Genomic DNA, 12030 nt, shown 5'->3' on the forward strand with positions numbered 1-12030 from the left:
TCCGATCAGGTAGGCGAGGAGGTGGAGGAAGCGCATCAGGCGGCCCTCCGCTGCTTGTCGAGCGTGGCCCGAACGTCGGGCGCCGCGGCGTAGTCCTCGGCGCACGCGGCCGGTGTCGCGGGAGCGTCGACGATCCGGTTCGACCGAGGGGCGCGGTCCGGCTCGGGGGCCGGCTCGTAGGTGGGGGTGTCCATCAGGCCACGACTCCCGTCGCTTCGAGGCGGAGGCGGGCGGCGTAGGTGTCGCGGGTCTCGCCGGGGAGGATGAGCGGGAGGGAGTCGATGAGGGCCTTCTCGACATGGTCGGAGTACGTGCCCTCGCCGTAGGTGGCCTCGGTCACGCGCAGCGCCTGCGCCTCGGCGAGTTTCTGGGTCATGGGGTGGTCGGCGTGTTCGGCGTCGAGGCGGTCGGCGAGGGCGAGCTGGAGGACGCCGAGGCGGAGTGCGCCGTTGCGAGCGAGTCGCAGGGCTTCGTCGGGCTGGGTGAGGTGCGTAGAGTCGTGCATCAGCCTGCTCCTGTCGTGTTCAGGGATGGGCTGGCCCCGGCGGAGTTGCACCTCCGGCCGGGGCCGACTGCGTGAGAGACCAGGGAGCGGCCTCGCACCACACAAGCTAGACCCTAGGGTCTAGTGATGCAAGACCCTAGGGTCTATCGTGGTGTGCAGCCGCACTTCCACAGGAACGGAGGAGCGGGATGGCGGACCAACCCGAGGAGGCGCGGAGGCTGGTGGAGGCGATCGAGGCCCTGGAGGCCATCGAGGACGACGCGGAGGCCGCGCGCGCGGCGACTGCTGTGTTGGAGGCGTGGCCGGCGCACCACGCTCGGCTGCGGGAGCTGCGGCAGGAGCGCGTGAAGGCGCTGAAGGCCAAGGGGATGACGTGGCAGCAGATCGCCGAGGAGGCTCTTGGCGGTGTGCACCCAACCCGCGCGCAGCAGATCGCGGCGGGGAAGCGCGGGACGAAGCGGCCGAAGGCGGAGGAGGGGTGACAGTGGATCTGGTGGAGTTCCTGACCGCCCGCCTCGACGAGGATGAGCGGGTGATCGAAGCCCCGGAGACTTGGACGGCCTTCGACGAGAACGAACCGACAGGAACGCGACGCGTGGACGTGGACCATTCTTTCGAGCGTGTCACCGCCTGCACCCGAGCGTGGCGCGGCGTGCACATCGCCCGTCATGATCCGGCGCGGGTGCTCGCCGAGGTCGACGCCAAGCGGCGGATCGTGGAGCGGCACGGCCCGGCAGTCCTGTGCGGTGGGGGTGGCGCCCAGTACTACAACACCACCAGGGTCTGCCGCTCCTGCGAGTCGCCGAAGCAGTTTCCCGAGCAGGCGTGGCCGTGCCCGACGCTGCGCCTGCTGGCCCTGCCGTATGCCGGCCATGCCGACTACGACGAGGCGTGGCGCCCGTAGCCGCGCCCCGTGGCCCCCGCCCGGCTGGGTGGGGGCCTTTGTGCTGTCCGGGGTCAGGCCGCGACGATGCCGCGCTCGGTCCAGAGTGCCCCACAGCCTCGGCAGTTGGCGGTGGGCTGGTCGCCGCCGCCGCCGCGGATGACGATGCGCCCGCCGCAGGGGCATCGGTGGTCGCCGGACAGTTCGCGCTGCCCGTGGGCGAGGTCGAGTGCGGTCTCGACGCGGTGGAGGGCTTCGCGGGCGATGCGGCCGAGGTGGCGGTGTTGGGGCTCGGTGAGGGCGCGTCCGGGCCAGAACACGCCGTCAGCGCGGGCGGCGAGCCAGAGGGCGGTGTGGATGGCTCCGGGGCGGCGTCCGGTGAATGACCACCGGTGGGGGTGGCTGGTGTGGACGTTGTGTTGGTTGGCGGCGGCGATCTGGTCGGCGGTTTCGTAGAGCACGGCTTCGACGGCGCGCATGGTGTCCATGATCCGCAGGTTCACGGGGACGGGTCGGGTGCCGAGCTGGTCGGGGTTGCGTTCCAGGGCGCGGAGGGCGGCGGCGTCGGTGGGGTCGTGGTGGCCGAGGGCGTCGAGGTAGTTGCGGAGCTGGGGCGGGGGCCACGCGTGTTGGGTGCGGTCGGCGAGGGCTTCGTGGAGGTCGGGCCAGAGGAGGGCGACGGTCTGAAGCTGCTGAGCGGTGGCGGTGGTGGTCATCGTGGTGCTCCTGTGGTGGCGGGGCGGTACGGTGATCGCACCGTGTGGGGCGTGCCTGCGGAGTCTTGGCGGACTGGGCACGCCCCGTCGCTGTGTCTGGGGTTCAGTCGCTTGAGTCGCTGCCCGCCGGCTGCTCCCCGCCGTTGTGGCAGTGGCAGATGCAGGGCGCGGGACACCACTTGCACTGTGCCGACCTCTTGGGTCCTGCGATGCCGCGGTTGTTGTTGCAGTAGTCGTGGTGGTCGTGGAGGCAGCTGGTGGAGAGGTAGCGGTGGCCGGGTTGTTCCTCGTCGAGGGCGGCGAGGACTTCGGCTGCTGCAGCGCCGTGCTGGGTTTGGGCGCCCCAGGTACGGACGCGTTCGATGGTGGCCTCGGCCTTGTTGGCTCGGTCTCGCTGGTCCAGCCACTGTTGGGCGGTGGGGGAGCAGTCGCCTCGGCCGCAGTGCCCGCAGTAGCCGGTGGCAATGGCCTTGAGCGCGGTCAGCTCGGCTTCGGCCCGCTTGGCGCGGGCACCGGATTGGGCGGCCCGAAGCGTGGCGGAGGCGAACGCCTTGTCGCAGGTGGCGAGCTGGCGGGCGAGTTCGGTCTGCTGAGCGGCTTCGAGCTGCTCGTAGAGGGCGTCGAGGGCGTCGCTGGTGATCGTGTCGACGGTGTGCCGCTCGGCCTGCTGGGTGGGTTTGTACAGCGTTTCGCGGACGCAGGGGTTGAGTCCGCACTGGCAGTTGGCGCAGGGCCAGCAGAACGGCTGCTCGCGGTAGTTGTGGTAGGTGACGTCGGGGCTGCCGCACACGCAGCACTGCTCGGCGGGCTGGGCGGCTGGCTGGTGGAGGAGGTCGTCGGCTGCGCAGGGGTTCGGGCAGTCGATGCGGGCGCAGGTGACGTGGCCGCCGGTGCCGAGGAAGAGGCTGGTGGCGTGGCAGGCGGGACAGCGGCCTTGGACGGTGGGGTTCGCGCTGGGCTGGCGCATCCACCAGCGCATGCCGGTGTGGTCGGCGTGGCTTCCTTTGTGGCCGGGGCGGAGGACGCATTCGGTGGGTTGGCCGATGACGGGGTCGGGCTGGTGGCCGCAGTGCTCGGCGGGCTGGGTCATGTGGGGTCTCCGTTGAGGGCGCGGGCGAGGTCGAGGGTGGCGCCGATGAGGTCGCAGGCGTAGTCGTCGCAGGTGTCGCGGTCGTGGTCGTCGCCGAGCTCGGGGTAGGCGGTGACGGTGTCGGCGGCGGTGTCGAGGAGGGTGCGGAGGTGGTTGCGGAGGTTGATGTCGATGCGGTGGTCGCCCATGCGGAGGCGCTCTTCGGCGGCGCGGAGTTCGTCTGCGGGGGTCACGTGTGGGCCTCCTCGGCCTTCTGGTCGAGCATGTCGGCGGCTTCGAGGACGTTCTCGTGGGAGCCGTACTCGGGGGCGTTGAAGTCGCCGTCTTCGGCTCTTGTGCGGATGAGCTCGGCGGCTTCGCGGAGGACAGCGGCCCGGTACTGGTCGAGGAGGTGGCCTCGAATCTGTGCGTGCTGCACGCCCTTGGTGAGCCCGTCGTACAGGTTGTCGTAGGCCTGCTGGTTGGTGGGCTGGGTCATCGCTTGTCCTCCACGGTCCAGGTGGTGTCCTCGCGCACGAGGCGGCGGTCGACGGGGGTGCCGTCCTTCCAGGTGGATCCGACGGCGCGGGCGTGGGCGAGGGCGGCTACGGCGCGGTCGCGGTCCGAGTAGCGGGTGCCGGGTACCCACTCGTCGGCGAGCGGGTCGTGCAGCTCGGCGGCCCATCGGTGGACGGGCGGCCGGGCCTCGTCGGTGTGTGGTGTTTCGGCCGGCTGCCCGACAGCGGGGGCGGCCTCGTCGTTGGTTCCGGTGTCCCAGGTGGGCGGGCAGAACGTGTGCGGCGCCGTGATGCCACAGGAGCAAGGCCGGATGAAGGGGGCGTCGTCGTGGGTCGCGGTGTGCTGGCGGATGGTCATGCGGGCGTGGGCGTAGATCAGGGCCTGCGCGGTGTCGTGGTCCTCGCCGGCGGCGCGGAGGCGGGCGTACAGGTCGGCGCCGGGGTGGTCCTGCGGCTCGACAGCGGTGGTGGGGTCGTTGGCGGTGGTCGGGTCCGGCTGGTCGGCATCGCGGCGGTCTGCGGCGGGCTTCTCGTCGGTGGGGCAGCCGCATCCCCAGTTGTGGGTCTCGGGGGTCGGGCAGTGCTCGGTGTGCTCGATGCCGGCGTCGCAGGCGGGGCAGTCGGTGTCGTCCTGTCTGGTGGTCTGGCGGGCGGCTACACGAGCGGCGTTCCGGACTACGGGCGCGTGATGCCGGGCCTCGGCCGCGAGCCACTCCGGCCAGCCGTCGGGGCCGTCGACGTAGTGCTGGGCCACCTTGTTTCCCGGCCGTACCTTCGTCCCGTTGCGCGTGAGGTAGCCAGTCACGGAGGCGCTGATACGGGCCGGTCGGTCACCGCGGGCGGCAGAGTAGATGAGCTCGACGAGTGCGGGGATGACGCCGAAAGCGGGGAGGTCGGGATTGGGGAGGTGGGGTGCGCCTGTTACGCCGTATCGGATTTTGTGGGCGTAGGGGGTGCGGACGGTCTGCTCGGTCACGGCGTGTGGCTCCTAGTGGTGGGATGCGGTGGGGGCCGCCCGGACGGACAGCCCCACGGACGGACGGGGTCAGAGGCGGCTGGGGTGGGCCGCGATGTCGGCGTCTGCCTCGGCGGCGAGGCACTCGGCCTTGAGCTCCTCGTAGCTCTTGGCCGGGGTCTCCTTGGCGCCGGTGACGGCTTCCAGGAGGCTGTGGAGCTTGTCGCCAGGCGTGCTTACCTTCGTGGCCGGGATGCCGCCGAGGTCGTCGCGGACGGCTGCGGCCTCCTCGGTCGTGAGGGTGATCTGGACGATGCCGTAAGCGGTGAGGGCGATGTTCATGGTTGGTGCTGCTTCCTTCGGGGTGTGGGATGTTGTGGCTGGTCCCGCTCGCATAGCCCGCGAGCGGGGCCGGCTTGCGTCGGGGTCAGACGGCGGGGATGAGCGCGGCTTGCACGGGCTCGGGCTCGGGCGTGGGAGCGGGGTCCAGGAGAGGGGCCGGGTCCCACTCGATGTGCGCGCGCTCCCAGGACGTGGCGCGCATCTCGTCGAAGTCGAGTGCGGACACCCACTGCTGGCCGGCCATGACGGTGGTGAGATGCCCGTCGGGGTGGAGGGTGCAGTCCTGGGTACGACCTTCGGGGTGGTGGACCCGGAAAGGGCGCGGCTGGTCGGGAAGGGTGACCGGCTCGTGTACGACGGGAGCCTCGGCGGGCTGGTCGGTCGTGCGGCAGCGGAGGCACTTGCAGGCGCTCACGATGCTGGCCCTTCCTGAAGGAGGGCTGCGGCGGTGTCCTCGCTGATGCAGAGGAGCGCTGCGATGTCGGGGAGGGTGCGGCCGGCGTGGGCGTAGTCGGTGGCCATGCGGGCCCATTCGGTGGGGCGGTCGGTGGGGTGGATGTAGTCGTGGTCGGTGGGGTCGGCGTCGTAGGGGTAGTCGAGGTTCATGTCTGCTCCTGGGTGGTGGGCGGGTCAGTCGTCGGCGATGAGCAGGGTGGCGAGGCCGAGCCAGGTGAGTACGGCGGCGATGGCGGCGACGATCGCGGCGAGCTGCCCGTCAGCGGTGAGGCCGTAGGTGATGCCTCCGGACAGGCCGCCGAGGGCGAGGCCGAGAAGGAAGAGCGGCATGGTCGGATCTCCTTCGTGGTGGGCGGGTCAGGTGGTGATGTGCTCGACGGCGTGGACGGCGCGCTGGGTCCACGCGTAGCGGCCCTTGCGGTCCTTCCGGCGCTGCATGAGGCGCCAGGTCTGGCCGGGGCGGTGCTCGTCCCAGCGGTGCTCGTACTGGTCGGCGGTGCTGTACCGGGTTTCGGCGGTGAGCGCGGCGCTCTGTGCGGCCTGGAGGGTGGTGGCGCTGTGGGTGGGGGTGGCGCCGATAGTGGCGACGTAGGCGAAGGTCATGGCTGCTCCTGGGTGGTGGGTGTGCGGTTTTGGTAGCGGTCGCGTTCGCGGGTGCGGCGGGTGGTGTTGTAGGGGTCGTTCCAGTCCCAGCCGTTGAGGGCGTCGAGGAGGGTGCGGCGGTGTTCGTACTGTTCTTGGGGGGTCCAGGGGCGGAGGGGTGGGCGTGGTCCGCCGAAGGTTCCGGTGGGGGTGGCTTCGTTGAGGGCGTCTGCGAGACGCCGGGCCGCGGTCACTGGCGTGCCTCCAATTCGGCGATGCGGGCTTCGAGGGCTGCGATGCGTGCGGCGTTGCTGTCTTCGGTGGGAAGAGAGCGGTTGGCGGAGCAGGTGCACCAGGTGAGGAGTCGCGCGGTTTCGGGCTGGCCTTGGTTGGAGGCGGTGCCCATGCAGCCGGGCATGACGTCGTCGTCGAGGTCGGGGCAGCGGTGGCAATTCGGCGGGCACCGGTGGGTCATGCGGCGCCTCGGCGGCGGCGGTCGTTGCCGGTCATGGGGACGACGGTGGTGTCCTCGGAGAGGCGGGACACGATGCGTTCGCCGAGTGCGCTGGTGAGGTCCGGGCCGAGTGGCCGGCCTTGCTCGTCGAGGGGAGCGCGGGCGGGCAGGTTGGAGGTGTAGATGGTGGGGCGACAGGCGTTGTACCGCTCGTTCACCAGCCGGTAGGTGACTTCCTCGGTCCACTCGGTGGCTTTGGCGGAGCCGAGGTCGTCGAGGAGGAGGAGGGGGACGCGGGCGAGGCGGCGGAGTTCTTCCTCGGCGCCGCGCTCGGAGCCCTTGGGGCGGAGCAGGCCGTACATGTCGGCGGCGGTGGTGGCGCGGATCTCGTAGACGGAGGGGCCGGCTTCGGCGATGCGGCGGAGGGCGCCGTAGGCTTGGTGGGTTTTGCCGGTGCCAGTGGTGCCGGTGAGGAGGAGGTTTCCGGCGGTGGTGGGGTTGGCGGCGACGCGGGCGGACCAGGCTTGGACGACGGGGTGCATGGCGTCGGCTTCCTTGTAGCGGGGTGGGGTGGCGGCGGCCCACCGGTCGAGGGCCCATTCGGCGCGTTGGCGGCGGTGGTATTCGGGGTGGCCGGGTTCGTCGGGGGTGGGGCTGTCTTCGACGGGGCCGGCGGGTACCTGGTCCATGCCGCGGGCGGCGAGGCCGGCGTTGAGGCGGGCCATGGCGGCGGCGTTGTCGAGGATGATCGGTTCGGGCATGGTCAGAATCCGTTCTCGTACACGGATGGGTCGATCGGGTTCTGGTAGGGCTGCCAGCCACCGGACACGGCGCGGAGGGGCGGGCGGGTGGCTCGTTCGGATGCCCACTTGGCGGAGCGGCGGATCCACTTCTGCCATTCGGCTGGCCAGTTGTTGCGGCGGCTGCCTTCGGCGCGGTGGTGGTCGACGAACTGGGCGGTCTCGTAGTCGATGTTGATGGTGGGGCCGAAGGTGTCGAGGGCCCATCGGCGCATGGCGTCGGTGAGGGTGAAACCGTCGTCATCGATGGGCGCCGGGCGGGGTGACGTGGGCGTCACCCCGTACCCCCCCTGGTTCATCGGGGGGTTAGTGGGTGGTTCAAAGGATGGTTTGGGTGACGTGGGCGTCACCCCGTTCGCGACGTCCACGTCACCCCGTTCGGACGTGGGCGTCACCCCGGTGGTGACGTGGGCGTCACCCCGTCCCGGTGACGTGGACGTCACCCCGGACTTCTTTCCGCCCCGAGCCCGAGACGACGCCAGCTTCGCCACCGCCGCCCGAGCCTCCTCATCACCAGCCCGACCACCCGGCACCACCCGCTCGACCGCGAGGTCATACACCTCGGGCCGACGGTCGGCCGGGATATGGGCCACGAGAGACTCGTCGCCCGACCGGATCAGCCCGGTCTCCCGCAGGCCCTTGAGGTCACGCTGCACGGACCGCTCGGACTTGCAGGTGTACGCAGCAAGCGTCGGAATCGAGGGGTACGCGCCTCGGCCCTTAGGGTCGGCGTGGTCAGCCAGGCCGAGGAGCGTGCCGAGGTACTGCGGCGGCATCGGCGGGGCGAACTTCAGCGCCCACACGGTGGCTTCGACGCTCAACGCTGGCCTTCTCTCAGGTAGTGCGGGGGTGGGTGGTTCGAGGCCCGGGGCACGGTGGCCCCGGGCGGCGGGGTCAGGCAGCGTTGCGGAGCTCGCGGAGCCGTTCGACGACGTACTGCCGCTTGAGTCCGAGCCGGTCGGCGATCTCCTCCGGGGTGGCGCCATAGGACGCGAGGTGGAGGATCTCCGTCGCGCGCAGCTTGGCCTGCTCATGGAAGTTGAGCGGCTGCTCCGCCTGCGCCGGATCGAACGCGGGGTCGTCAATGTGACCCATGTCGTCCCACCACAGCGGATCCCGCCAGCCCCGACGCTCCGCGAGCGCCCGGGACTTTTGGGCACCGACCCGCGAGACACCGTGGTCCTCAGGCGTCTGCGCCTTCAGCTGCTCGTACGTTGCGGCGATCGAGTCAGCCGTGGACTTGAAGATGAACCGCTGGTAGGTGATCCGGCAGACGCTCCGCGGGTCCATGCCGACGTACGTGGCCAGAGTGGAGAACGGCCAGCCGATGGCAACGAGCGCCTGCAAGCGGCGTGCGCTGCCCGTGACCGGCAGGACTTTCCGCTGCATGCCCTCGACGGTGAGCGCGAGAATTGCCTGCTCCGTGGCCGGGCGTACCTGCTTGGAGCGGCCCTTGGCGATGCGGCGCACGTGGTTCTCATGCAGCCCCGACTGCCTGCCGATCTGGCTGTAGGAGATGCCGGCGCGATGCAGCATGAGCAGGTGCTGGCGGGCCGGGGTGGCGTCGATGTACGGCTGCCAGGTGCCGTAGCCGCGGCGTCGATACACCTGCCGCTGGTAGGCGTTCTTCACGGCACGGCACTTCTTGCAGCTGCATCGCTTCGTGAAGACCCAGGTGGGTGATCCGTGGCCGCGGTTGGTGCCCGCGCCCGGGAGGGGAGTCGTCATCCCGGGCGCGGGAGACTCGGTGGTCACGCGTCCTCCTTGATCCCGAGCACAGCCCGGGCCGCGGGGAGCAGCGGCTCGCCCTGGTAGCCGGTCGTGTCAAGGAGCTGATCCGTCAGCCGGCTGATCGTGCGCCGGTACGCGGCGGCCTGCCGACGCTCGGCCGCGACCGCGCGCAGGGCGCGGTGCAGACGGCGCTGCTGGTCCTCGTAGCAGCGCCGCCCAAGCGGCAGACGGCCGCTCTCGGTCCAGGCATCGATCAGGCGCAGCGCCTGGGCGTGCTGCTCCGAGGTGATGGCGGCGATGAACTGGTCGGCCAGCTGCTCGCGGAACACGTCGCCCATGCCGGAGCCCCACAGCGACCAGTCGATGAGGGACCACAGCTCGGTGTGCTCGACGGCGGCGGGCTGCTCGCGCTTCGCCAGGTCGGCACGCAGGTCAGCGAGTTCGGCCTGGGTGGCTTCGAGGTCGGCGCGGATCCCGGCCGTCGCGACAGCGACAGCGGCAGCCGCACGGCGGCGGGAGATGAAGGGGAGTCGCATCACGCCTCACCGCCCGGCTGCGTCGAGGTGATCTCGTCGAGGGTGACCCGCGAAGGGAACTCTTCCTCGGCCGAGATCTCGCCCTGCTGGATCGACCGGAAGATCACCTGGAGTTGGGCCACGTCGTGCTCGGTCCACTTCCCCGACAGCCGGCCGAACTTCCCCTCAATGCGGTCGGCCGTGACGCCGATGCCCTCGAAAGCCCGGATGGCGTCAGCGACCCGCTGAGGCAGCGACTTACCACCACCGTCCCGGAGCGTCTGGGAGCACAACTCCTTCGCCTCCTCGACGAACCAGGACGGGAGGATCGCGAAGATCGCCTCACGCACGCGGCGGGCACCGTTGTTGGCGTTGTTCTCGTAGATGTCCCGCATGTCAGTGAGCTGCTTCGGACCATTCTTCTGATCCCTCTTGTGCGGAACGATGAACGTCGACGACGTGCGGGTGTTCTTCTCGACGTCCCACGCGTACGCCTTCATCTCCGACTCGCCGTACGCGTCGTCGCGGCGCATCTCCACAAGGCCGTAGTCGACGTTCCCCCAGCACGAGGCCAGCGCCCGCGCCAGGTGCACCGACGGGCCCGAGATCGCGCCCTGCCCCCGGGAGTAGCGGAAGAACGCCCGCTCGGCGAGGAACGGCTGCGTGCACACCTGCCGCATCTCCGCGATCGCCGCCGAGATGTTCCGCGGGCACTGCTGGGCCACGACGATCGCGGCCTGCACCTCGGCCACCGCACGGGACTGCTCGACCGCCGTGCCCTGCCCAACCCGCTCCGGCATCGCTGCCGGGTTCATACGCTCCATCTGCTGCTGGCTCACAGGTACTCCTCGGTGTCACGGTTCATCGCCCACGCGGGCAGGGAGAGGTAGAAGGGCTCGTGCTCGGGCACGTAGCCAGGCCAGCGGCCGGTTTCGACGCACATGCGGTACATGTCGAGGGCGCGCTCGTTCTTCGCGACCCCGATCCGCAGCGTCGGCATGTCCAGCTCGACCACGGTGATCAGGTACGGAGCGGTCTTCTCCTGGAACACCAGGAGGAACGCCGGCTTCTCGTCCAGCTCCAGGGCCCGGATGCCGTCGAGGTACCAGGCCGCCTGCTGGTGGTAGCCGTAGGTTTCCACCGACCGGGCCAGCGCCTCCGGGTGAGCGGACACGGTCGTCTTGTAGTCAGGGACGATCAGTCGGCCATCACGCGGGTTCGGCAGCCAGTCCGTCCGGGCCCGCCGCATGATGCCGGTCCGCTCGTCGCGCCAGAACAGGGACTGTTCCGGGCGCCCGGAACCCGGTGCGAACAGGGCGGATGCGATCGGGTGACGGCGGATCGCATCCGCCATCTCGTGAACCCGGTCGTAGTCCGCGGCGAGGAGACCGATGCCGCCGGCCGCAGCGACCTCGTCGCGTTCCTCGCGGGCTGCCTTCGTCCGCCAGTCAGTCGCTTCGATCGCGACCAGCTCCGGGCCGTCACCGAGGACGACGCGGTGGGCGGCGGTGCCGAAGTCGAACGTGTCGCGGCGGGGCTGCGGGTGGTCCTGCTCGTACCGGTGCAGGGCGGGCGCCTTGAGCATGATGCGGGCGCCGGTCGACGACAGGGACGTCCGCTGGGCGTGGTACTCCTCGGCGGTGAGATCGGGGTACAGACCCGGCTCGACGATCTCGCTCATGCGGCACCTCCGCAGGTGCAGTCCTCGAACGTGCCGCCGCAGCGGGGGCAGCGGCCGGTTACCTGCCGCGGGATGGTCGGCAGGTCGCGGCCGAGCGCGTAGTCGTGGTGCAGATCCGAGTCGTGCGGATCCTCCAGCTGCCGCTGCTGCGGAACCGTCTTCCTGGCGACCTTCGTGGGCACGAACTGCTGGACGTCCCAGTCGTCCTCGCCGTACTCGTACGGCTCCCACACGCCCTTGAAATGCCGCCACCCCAGCGCCGTTCGCTCGCCGTCCTCGGGGTGAGTGGTCACCAAGTCGCAGCGAAACTTCCAGTCGTACTTCGAGTCCACGTCCGTGTACGTGTAGCCGGGCCGGTAGAAGTTGGAGTCAACCTTCCCGGCGGAGGCCTCCAACTCGGCGATCCGGTCGCGCTGCACCCGCAGCTGCTTGGCCGCGTCGGACAGCGCCTCGTTCGTCGAGTGCCGCTCCGCCTCCAACTCGTCCACCCGAGCTGAAGCGGCGTCGGCACGCATCGACTCCCACAGGCCCAGCACCGCGCCGAGACCGATGTCGAAAGCGCCCGTGTCCCACATACCCGGGAAGTAGCCGCGGGTCACACAGCTGGTCGGCCACTCACGGCAGTGGCACAAGTCCTCGTGGTAGTGGTCGTTCAGCGCCCGATTCCCGGCGTCGCTCAACGCGTCACGCTGCTCCTCGGTGAGGTCGAGAGGCTTCGCGTCCATCAAGGACCGCAGCCGCACCAACTCGGCCGCTGTCTCCGACGACTGCAGCAAGCCCGCCGCATCCAACGCCGCCGCAATCCCCGCAGCCGTCTGCCGCC

General features: G+C 70.5%; 23 protein-coding genes. 2 read left to right on the forward strand and 21 right to left on the reverse strand.

Going from position 1 to position 12030, the window contains the following annotated elements; genetic code table 11:
- Positions 1 to 35: 35 nt before the first annotated feature.
- Complete coding sequence (locus ACFW22_RS03445) at positions 36 to 194, reverse strand: hypothetical protein (RefSeq protein ID WP_386398257.1); 159 nt, start codon at positions 192 to 194, stop codon at positions 36 to 38.
- Positions 194 to 505 carry a hypothetical protein gene (locus tag ACFW22_RS03450; RefSeq protein ID WP_386398259.1) on the reverse strand — a complete coding sequence of 104 codons (312 nt, stop codon included), beginning with the start codon at positions 503 to 505 and terminating at the stop codon, positions 194 to 196. Before ACFW22_RS03450 ends, ACFW22_RS03445 begins: the two co-directional genes overlap by 1 nt.
- Before the next feature lie 188 nt (positions 506 to 693).
- On the opposite strand from ACFW22_RS03450, the gene ACFW22_RS03455 reads away from it, so the two are divergent.
- Both ACFW22_RS03455 and ACFW22_RS03460 read left to right on the forward strand, forming a co-directional pair.
- Entirely contained in the window at positions 694 to 987 is a 294-nt protein-coding gene (locus tag ACFW22_RS03455) for a hypothetical protein (protein ID WP_386398262.1), read from the forward strand.
- Positions 984 to 1409 carry a DUF6221 family protein gene (locus ACFW22_RS03460; protein WP_386398264.1) on the forward strand — a complete coding sequence of 142 codons (426 nt, stop codon included), beginning with the start codon at positions 984 to 986 and terminating at the stop codon, positions 1407 to 1409. The genes ACFW22_RS03455 and ACFW22_RS03460 overlap by 4 nt, the downstream gene beginning before the upstream one ends.
- A 53-nt stretch (positions 1410 to 1462) precedes the next feature.
- Here ACFW22_RS03460 and ACFW22_RS03465 read toward each other — a convergent pair whose 3' ends face one another.
- The 19 genes from ACFW22_RS03465 to ACFW22_RS03555 all read right to left on the reverse strand — a co-directional run bounded on the left by ACFW22_RS03465 (position 1463) and on the right by ACFW22_RS03555 (position 11983).
- Complete coding sequence (locus tag ACFW22_RS03465) at positions 1463 to 2104, reverse strand: hypothetical protein (RefSeq protein WP_386398267.1); 642 nt, start codon at positions 2102 to 2104, stop codon at positions 1463 to 1465.
- A gap of 103 nt (positions 2105 to 2207) precedes the next feature.
- A complete protein-coding gene (locus tag ACFW22_RS03470) occupies positions 2208 to 3194 on the reverse strand; it encodes a hypothetical protein (RefSeq protein WP_386398269.1) in 987 nt (328 codons plus the stop codon).
- Complete coding sequence (locus tag ACFW22_RS03475; protein WP_386398272.1) at positions 3191 to 3427, reverse strand: hypothetical protein; 237 nt, start codon at positions 3425 to 3427, stop codon at positions 3191 to 3193. Before ACFW22_RS03475 ends, ACFW22_RS03470 begins: the two co-directional genes overlap by 4 nt.
- Positions 3424 to 3672, reverse strand: a complete 249-nt coding sequence (locus ACFW22_RS03480) for a hypothetical protein (RefSeq protein WP_386398275.1) — start codon at positions 3670 to 3672, stop codon at positions 3424 to 3426. Before ACFW22_RS03480 ends, ACFW22_RS03475 begins: the two co-directional genes overlap by 4 nt.
- The gene (locus tag ACFW22_RS03485) at positions 3669 to 4667 is read right to left on the reverse strand and encodes a hypothetical protein (protein WP_386398278.1); all 999 of its coding nucleotides are present in this window, start codon (positions 4665 to 4667) and stop codon (positions 3669 to 3671) included. Before ACFW22_RS03485 ends, ACFW22_RS03480 begins: the two co-directional genes overlap by 4 nt.
- 69 nt (positions 4668 to 4736) lie before the next feature.
- A complete protein-coding gene (locus tag ACFW22_RS03490; protein WP_386398281.1) occupies positions 4737 to 4988 on the reverse strand; it encodes a hypothetical protein in 252 nt (83 codons plus the stop codon).
- Between the two features lie 85 nt (positions 4989 to 5073).
- Entirely contained in the window at positions 5074 to 5403 is a 330-nt protein-coding gene (locus ACFW22_RS03495) for a hypothetical protein (protein ID WP_386398284.1), read from the reverse strand.
- On the reverse strand, positions 5400 to 5594 hold the full coding sequence (locus ACFW22_RS03500) for a hypothetical protein (RefSeq protein WP_386398286.1): 195 nt from the start codon (positions 5592 to 5594) through the stop codon (positions 5400 to 5402). The genes ACFW22_RS03495 and ACFW22_RS03500 overlap by 4 nt, the downstream gene beginning before the upstream one ends.
- A gap of 24 nt (positions 5595 to 5618) precedes the next feature.
- On the reverse strand, positions 5619 to 5774 hold the full coding sequence (locus tag ACFW22_RS03505; RefSeq protein ID WP_386398289.1) for a hypothetical protein: 156 nt from the start codon (positions 5772 to 5774) through the stop codon (positions 5619 to 5621).
- 27 nt (positions 5775 to 5801) lie between these two features.
- Positions 5802 to 6047, reverse strand: coding sequence for a hypothetical protein (locus ACFW22_RS03510; RefSeq protein WP_386398291.1), 246 nt, complete (start codon positions 6045 to 6047; stop codon positions 5802 to 5804).
- Positions 6044 to 6280: a hypothetical protein gene (locus ACFW22_RS03515; RefSeq protein WP_386398293.1), complete on the reverse strand. Its 237-nt coding sequence runs from the start codon at positions 6278 to 6280 to the stop codon at positions 6044 to 6046. The genes ACFW22_RS03510 and ACFW22_RS03515 overlap by 4 nt, the downstream gene beginning before the upstream one ends.
- Positions 6277 to 6501: a hypothetical protein gene (locus ACFW22_RS03520; protein WP_386398295.1), complete on the reverse strand. Its 225-nt coding sequence runs from the start codon at positions 6499 to 6501 to the stop codon at positions 6277 to 6279. The genes ACFW22_RS03515 and ACFW22_RS03520 overlap by 4 nt, the downstream gene beginning before the upstream one ends.
- On the reverse strand, positions 6498 to 7241 hold the full coding sequence (locus tag ACFW22_RS03525) for an ATP-binding protein (RefSeq protein ID WP_386398298.1): 744 nt from the start codon (positions 7239 to 7241) through the stop codon (positions 6498 to 6500). The genes ACFW22_RS03520 and ACFW22_RS03525 overlap by 4 nt, the downstream gene beginning before the upstream one ends.
- A gap of 2 nt (positions 7242 to 7243) precedes the next feature.
- Positions 7244 to 8101: a helix-turn-helix domain-containing protein gene (locus ACFW22_RS03530; protein ID WP_386398301.1), complete on the reverse strand. Its 858-nt coding sequence runs from the start codon at positions 8099 to 8101 to the stop codon at positions 7244 to 7246.
- Between the two features lie 73 nt (positions 8102 to 8174).
- Positions 8175 to 9035: a hypothetical protein gene (locus ACFW22_RS03535; RefSeq protein ID WP_386398304.1), complete on the reverse strand. Its 861-nt coding sequence runs from the start codon at positions 9033 to 9035 to the stop codon at positions 8175 to 8177.
- Positions 9032 to 9547, reverse strand: coding sequence for a hypothetical protein (locus tag ACFW22_RS03540; RefSeq protein WP_386398306.1), 516 nt, complete (start codon positions 9545 to 9547; stop codon positions 9032 to 9034). The genes ACFW22_RS03535 and ACFW22_RS03540 overlap by 4 nt, the downstream gene beginning before the upstream one ends.
- Positions 9547 to 10365, reverse strand: a complete 819-nt coding sequence (locus tag ACFW22_RS03545; protein WP_386398309.1) for a hypothetical protein — start codon at positions 10363 to 10365, stop codon at positions 9547 to 9549. The genes ACFW22_RS03540 and ACFW22_RS03545 overlap by 1 nt, the downstream gene beginning before the upstream one ends.
- Positions 10362 to 11207, reverse strand: a complete 846-nt coding sequence (locus ACFW22_RS03550; protein ID WP_386398312.1) for a PD-(D/E)XK nuclease-like domain-containing protein — start codon at positions 11205 to 11207, stop codon at positions 10362 to 10364. Before ACFW22_RS03550 ends, ACFW22_RS03545 begins: the two co-directional genes overlap by 4 nt.
- The gene (locus ACFW22_RS03555) at positions 11204 to 11983 is read right to left on the reverse strand and encodes a hypothetical protein (protein ID WP_386398314.1); all 780 of its coding nucleotides are present in this window, start codon (positions 11981 to 11983) and stop codon (positions 11204 to 11206) included. The genes ACFW22_RS03550 and ACFW22_RS03555 overlap by 4 nt, the downstream gene beginning before the upstream one ends.
- Between the last annotated feature and the right edge of the window lie 47 nt (positions 11984 to 12030).

This window comes from Streptomyces sp. NPDC058872 (assembly GCF_042743065.1).
Classification (GTDB): Bacteria; Actinomycetota; Actinomycetes; order Streptomycetales; family Streptomycetaceae; genus Streptomyces.

Excerpts from the sequence above, each read along its gene's own strand:
- ACFW22_RS03455 (WP_386398262.1), top strand. The coding sequence starts at position 694 with ATGGCGGACCAACCCGAGGAGGCGCGGAGGCTGGTGGAGGCGATCGAG.
- ACFW22_RS03490 (WP_386398281.1), bottom strand. The coding sequence starts at position 4,988 with ATGAACATCGCCCTCACCGCTTACGGCATCGTCCAGATCACCCTCACG.
- ACFW22_RS03480 (WP_386398275.1), bottom strand. The coding sequence starts at position 3,672 with ATGACCCAGCCCACCAACCAGCAGGCCTACGACAACCTGTACGACGGG.
- ACFW22_RS03505 (WP_386398289.1), bottom strand. The coding sequence starts at position 5,774 with ATGCCGCTCTTCCTTCTCGGCCTCGCCCTCGGCGGCCTGTCCGGAGGC.
- ACFW22_RS03500 (WP_386398286.1), bottom strand. The coding sequence starts at position 5,594 with ATGAACCTCGACTACCCCTACGACGCCGACCCCACCGACCACGACTAC.
- ACFW22_RS03550 (WP_386398312.1), bottom strand. The coding sequence starts at position 11,207 with ATGAGCGAGATCGTCGAGCCGGGTCTGTACCCCGATCTCACCGCCGAG.
- ACFW22_RS03465 (WP_386398267.1), bottom strand. The coding sequence starts at position 2,104 with ATGACCACCACCGCCACCGCTCAGCAGCTTCAGACCGTCGCCCTCCTC.
- ACFW22_RS03540 (WP_386398306.1), bottom strand. The coding sequence starts at position 9,547 with ATGCGACTCCCCTTCATCTCCCGCCGCCGTGCGGCTGCCGCTGTCGCT.
- ACFW22_RS03445 (WP_386398257.1), bottom strand. The coding sequence starts at position 194 with ATGGACACCCCCACCTACGAGCCGGCCCCCGAGCCGGACCGCGCCCCT.
- ACFW22_RS03450 (WP_386398259.1), bottom strand. The coding sequence starts at position 505 with ATGCACGACTCTACGCACCTCACCCAGCCCGACGAAGCCCTGCGACTC.
- ACFW22_RS03525 (WP_386398298.1), bottom strand. The coding sequence starts at position 7,241 with ATGCCCGAACCGATCATCCTCGACAACGCCGCCGCCATGGCCCGCCTC.
- ACFW22_RS03510 (WP_386398291.1), bottom strand. The coding sequence starts at position 6,047 with ATGACCTTCGCCTACGTCGCCACTATCGGCGCCACCCCCACCCACAGC.
- ACFW22_RS03470 (WP_386398269.1), bottom strand. The coding sequence starts at position 3,194 with ATGACCCAGCCCGCCGAGCACTGCGGCCACCAGCCCGACCCCGTCATC.
- ACFW22_RS03520 (WP_386398295.1), bottom strand. The coding sequence starts at position 6,501 with ATGACCCACCGGTGCCCGCCGAATTGCCACCGCTGCCCCGACCTCGAC.